The sequence below is a fragment of the bacterium genome (assembly GCA_035371905.1).
GTDB lineage: Bacteria > Ratteibacteria > UBA8468 > B48-G9 > JAFGKM01 > JAMWDI01.
The window spans coordinates 1-5,326 of record DAORXQ010000104.1 but is presented as its reverse complement, the minus strand read 5'-3'; the positions used below and the strand labels follow the sequence as shown (position 1 = coordinate 5,326).

The window sequence follows — 5,326 nt, the reverse complement described above, 5'->3', positions numbered from 1 at the left end:
AGATACAAATAATTTAATAGAAAATAATCACATCTTTGAAAATGGAGGTGCTGGAATTGAGATAAATGGAGGGAAGAAATCAAATAATGTAATAGTAAACAATATAATTGAAAACAACTCAAAGTCACAACCCGGAAAATTTCCAGGAATTATGCTTTATGCTTCTTCAGAGGATGCAATGAACTATACAATAAAGGGGAATAAAATAAGAGACACTCAGAATGAAAAAACACAACATATTGGAATTGAAGAAAAGAATGGAATGTACAGGGATAAACCAACTTCTGCAGATTTTAATATAATTGAGTATAATGAATTATCAGGACATTTAAAAGCAGATATTATAATCGTTGGAAAAAATACAGTATGTAAAAATAATAAAGCGGATAAAATTGTTTTACCGGAGGAAGAAAAAAAAGATGAAAAATAAAAAGGAGGGATAGAATGAAGAAGGTTTTAATGTTTCTGGTATTTTTAAGTTTTACAATTTTTGCAGGTACAGATGCATATTTTAAAGATACAGATGGAGACGGGAAAGATGATGTTCTGATAATGGAAAATGAATATTACAGGATTACATTTACCCCACAGGAAGGAGCAAAAGCAAAAGAAGTATTATATAAACCAGCAAATAAAATTATAAGTACAACATCTGCTTGGTTTCAGGACCATCAGATTGAACTTGGAGATATGGTTGGAAGTAAACTTTATTATTGTAACCATTCCTATAATGCAGAAATAATAAAAAAAGGTCCTGATATATGTGAAATAAAATTTTATGCTAATTTACCAGGGGTTGGTAAATATGCTTCTTATAAAGATGTTTTGATAGAAAGGACCTACAAATTAAATCAGAATTCACCGATTATAAATGTTTCCATAAATGTAAAAAATAACTCAAAAGAAGCATTACCATTTACACTTATGGTAGGACATTGGGCATGGATAGAGAATGAAGATAGTTGGTATTTTGTTCCAGATGACCTTGGAGTAATAAATGATTTTGACAGTCAAGTAAGAACTTTTAGTGCTCCTGTTGGTTCTCAGGAACCGACTTCAAATTTTACTGGTTTTATAAGTGTTCAGAGCAAACTCGGGCTAATATTTGTAATGGACTGGAAATATCTTGATGCAATTGAATGTTGGTTATCGAAAGGAAAGGGTGCATGTATTCAATGGCCTTATAGAAAACAGAATTTAAGACCTGGAGAGATATGGTCAACAAGATATATAATTTATCCTGTTGAGAATATAGAGAGTATTGAAGCAGCAGATGAGAATTATACATTAGGAATAACAGTTGGTAGTGAATCAGGTATAGGTAATTTTATTTCAAAGAAAGAGATACAGGCAGGTAAAGAAGTTCCTGTTAAAGTTTATATTTCAGGTCCTTATGGTGGAAAAATAAAAGTTGAATATGGATACAGGATATTGCCTGAAGAAAAAGAAACGATTATAGGAAGTAAAGAATTACAACTGGATAAAATAAAAGGTACGAGTTTTCAATTTCCACTTCTATTTGAAAAGAAGGATTGTACATATGTTGTAAAAGTGAGAATAAAAGATGAGAAAAATAATATACTTGAAGGAGAAAAACCGGTAAAAGTAGGAGATTCTTCATATACATATTTTATGAAGAGGAAACCAGAACCACAAATAGGAGAGAAATATTATGGTTATCAAATCATAAATCCACCACTTCCTTCCTGGTATGAAGAAGTTGATTTAAAAGTTGAAACACCTCATACAAAATGGGCAAAGCCCTGGTGTAATGGAAAGATGAATGTTTTATTTGTAAACAGGAGTGATAATTCAGTTGGATACTGGAGAGAAATATGGCAGAGATGTGATATAGATTTTGATTGCTGTTCATTCGCTTTTGATGAAGCAAAAAAATATCCATATACACAAAACACATTAAAGAAACTTCTTAAACTATTAAATGAAAAAAATTATGATGTTATATTTTTTGCTGGGCTACACTGGGACGAAGGTATTCCACAATATATTCAGGATAGCATATTTTCATTTATAAAAAAGGGTAAAGGAGCAGTTATACTTGGCGATTTAACCAACAAGCAGATATATGGAACATTAGATAAATACTTAAGAGAGAATGGCAAAGAAATAGATTCAAAGTGGATAACAGTTGGTATTCCATACAGGATGCCAAAAGTATGGTTATTTGAACTTGGAAATGGCAGGGTTGTAGTTATTCAGGGAAATCCAGGAAGGGGATATGAAACAGTCAGTCCAAGTTTAGGCGACTGGCAGGCAGAAGGGAGATGGATGTGGATACCTGGATGGGAATATGGATTTGGGTTATTTTCAAGAAGTATAATATGGGCAAGTAAAAGAGAATCAGGAATAACTGCAAAAGAGATAAAAGGAAGTCCAGAAAAAATAGAATTTGTGATAAATAATCAAACAGGAAGAGATATAGAGACAACTTATAATTTGAAAGTTTATAATGGATTTTATGAGGTAGAGGAAGAAAAAAATGGAAAAATAAAGTTAGCATCAGGAGAAAACAAGATTGAATTGAAGATAGAAAAATCACTTACAGATAAAGTTCATATTGCTGATTTGATTTTGAAAGATACAAAAGGAAGGATTTTGGAATGGGCAAGTTGTAAGTTTGATGTAAAAAAAGATATAACATTAACAGTAAAAATGGACAGAGATACATCAGCATACAGAAGTAATGAAGAAATAAAAGGGATTATTACTATTGAAAACAAAGGAGAAAAGAAAAATTTAAAACTTGATATTGAAGTTGTGGATGCATATAACAGAGTTGTTTATAAAGAACAGAAGAATATAGAAGTAAATCCAGGGAAAAATGAAGTATCTTTAAGTATAGATAAGGGTAAAATTCTTGATATCTGGCATGAATTAAGAGTTTCTCTTTTAGATAAAGATTTAAGTATTACAAAGGATAGACACATTTTCTTTATATATCCTGATAGAATGCCTTTATATGATGATTTTTATCTTGCCTGCTGGGGAAATCTTGAACCAGACCCATTAAAAATAATAATAGCGGGTGATAAACTTAAAGAAGCAGGTATTGATTATGTTTATTCATATGGAGAAGGTAAAGGTGAAAGGTATGTTGCCTATAAAACACACCATTTATTAATGGGACCACCTTTTTCCTGCAGTTTAAAAGGCGGATACTTTGGAAATAGAAAAGCAGATACAAAAAATTTAACCTATGACCCACCACTTGTTCCATCAGATGAAGAAATTACTAAATTTAAAGAGAGAATGAGAAATTTAGCAAAAGGATATTCTGAATGGGGAGGAGCAGATTATATACATCTTGATGACGAAAGGGATATGCAAGGTGACTATGACTGGTCAGAGAGGACAATAAATAAGTTTAGAGAATGGTTAAAAGAAAATTATAAATCAATTGATGCACTTAATAAACAATGGGAAACAAATTACAAGGACTGGAATGAGGTTATGCCTATAAGAATTTCGGAGATAAAGGATATGAATAATATTTCACAGTATCTTGACTGGAGGATATTTATTGGATGGGCGATTATTGAATATTATTATAAAGTTCCAGCAGAGGCAGTAAAAGAAGGAAATCCAAGAGGAGTAGTTGGTCAGCATGGAATATATCAGCCAAGTTTGACAATACCTCAAGATTTCTGGTTAATATCAAAATATACACCTGTTACAGGAAGATATAATGGCATGCTTGAAGAATGGTTTTCATCATTTGGAGTTATTTCAGGTCAATATGGTGGGTATGGAGTGGAAAAAGCAACACCAGGACATAGATTTCATTCATGGAGGAGTTTACTGCATGGAGGACACTGGGCTTTTTATTATATTTTATGGAATGCAGGAACCCATCATCAAGGAATTCTTTCACCTGACCAGACAGTTCATGGTGGCTATAATGACCTTTCAAAAGATGAATTTTCAGATATAAAGAAGGGTATTGGTAAACTTTTTATAGAGACAGAATTCAGTGATGATGGTATATGCTTTCCTTATTCTCACTCTTCAATTCTTGCTTCACAGGTCCTTGGATTACCAAGAACAGGAAACTTATACAGTCAGAAAACATTAATTGAGAACCTTGGATATCAGCACAGAACACTTTCTTATGAGCAGATTAAAAATGGAGAACTTAAAAACTTTAAACTTCTAATTCTACCAAATACGATATGTCTTTCAAAAGGAGAAATTGATGCAATAAAAGATTTTGTAAAAAGTGGAGGAATTGTTATTGCTGATTATCAACCTGGAGTAAGAGATGAACATGGAAAGATTTATGGGAAAAAAGGGCCTTTAGATGAAGTTTTTGGAATAGATAGGAGCAGTGCAGAATTTATAAAAAGAAAAATGAAGATTAAATTTTTAAAAGAAAGCATTTTTGGAGAAAAGGAACTTGAGATGAATATTGCAGAAACAGGTGTAAAAACAACAACTGGAAAAAATATGGCTGTTTTTGAAGATGGGACACCTGCTTTAATATTTAACAATTATGGAAAAGGGAAGGGTATATATCTAAATCTTGAAATTTCTGACTATGCTGGAATGAAAGGTAGAGGTGTTGCAGGTGAGGTTATAGAAGAGGAAAAAGGAGAAAGGGATTATGTATTAACAGTACAGAGTATATTTGAGAAAATCCTTGAAAATGCCGGTTTGAAAAAGAGAGTTGAAATATATGAAGGAGAAAAACCAGTAAATTTAGGTGAAAGATTATATTATAAAGATGGAGAAAACATTTATTTTGCATATATGCCAGAAATAATAAAAGAAACAAAAGTGAAAATAAAAACAGAGAAAAAAGCACACATATATGATTTAAGAAATAAAAAATATGTTGGAAATACAGATAATTTTGAAGATATTTTAAAACCAGGAAATGTTAAGGTATATTCAATTTTGCCTTACAAAGTTGTTGGAATTGATGGAAACTTAAAAACAGAATATACACAAGGAGATAATATACAAATTAATCTTAAAGTAAGAACAGATACAGGAAAAGCAGGAAAACATGTATTAAGAATAGAGATTTACAAGGATGGAAAAAATAAGGAAGCATACAATAAAAATCTTGTTGCAGAAAAAGGAGAATTGAAATATTTAATACCACTTTCGTTAAATGAAGAAAAAGGAGATTATCAACTTTATGTAAGAGATGTTAATTCAGGTATTGAAAAAGTATTTAAGTTCAAGGTAAAATAAAATTTGAAAGGAGGTGAAGAAATGGAAAAAAGAGGGTTTACTCTTATAGAATTGCTTGTTGTAGTTGCGATAATAGCGATACTTGCAGGGATGTTACTTCCTGCCCTTG

2 protein-coding genes are annotated in these 5,326 nt (G+C 31.4%); both read left to right on the top strand.

Going from position 1 to position 5,326, the window contains the following annotated elements; genetic code table 11:
• On the top strand, positions 1–430 hold a 430-nt coding region (locus tag PKV21_08810), incomplete at its 5' end, for a right-handed parallel beta-helix repeat-containing protein (protein ID HOM27585.1).
• A gap of 14 nt (positions 431–444) precedes the next feature.
• On the top strand, positions 445–5,217 hold the full coding sequence (locus PKV21_08805) for a beta-galactosidase trimerization domain-containing protein (GenBank protein HOM27584.1): 4,773 nt from the start codon (positions 445–447) through the stop codon (positions 5,215–5,217).
• Positions 5,218–5,326: the final 109 nt, after the last annotated feature.